This is a genomic window from Amycolatopsis vastitatis, from assembly GCF_002234595.1.
Classification (GTDB): domain Bacteria; phylum Actinomycetota; class Actinomycetes; order Mycobacteriales; family Pseudonocardiaceae; genus Amycolatopsis; species Amycolatopsis vastitatis.
Genome location: NZ_NMUL01000155.1, coordinates 1 through 272, shown reverse-complemented (window position 1 = coordinate 272; position 272 = coordinate 1). Strand labels below are relative to the sequence as shown.

General features: G+C 72.8%; 1 pseudogene. It reads right to left on the bottom strand.

Features of this window, described 5'->3' with window-relative positions:
• Positions 1-272 (bottom strand): annotated as a pseudogene (locus CF165_RS49850) (site-specific integrase); the annotation flags it as partial.

Sequence of the window (272 nt, the reverse complement as noted above, 5' to 3'; positions counted from 1 at the left end):
TGCTTGCCGAGCCGGGTCCAGAGGTGGTCGTAGCGGCGGGTGGTGATCGGCCGGCCGTCGGCATAGCGCAGCAGCTGACCGTCGCGTGGGGCGCCGCGCTCGGCCGCGTGACGGACCAGGTGCGCCATCAGCGTGGGCGAGACCGGTTGCCAGCGAACCGTCTCCCCCTTCTCCCGCAGGAAGATCAGACACTGGTCCGGGTCGAGATCCTGCGGCCGAAGCGCCAGGGCACCGCCCCGGCGGCAGGCGGTCTCGGTGTGCAGCCGCAGCAC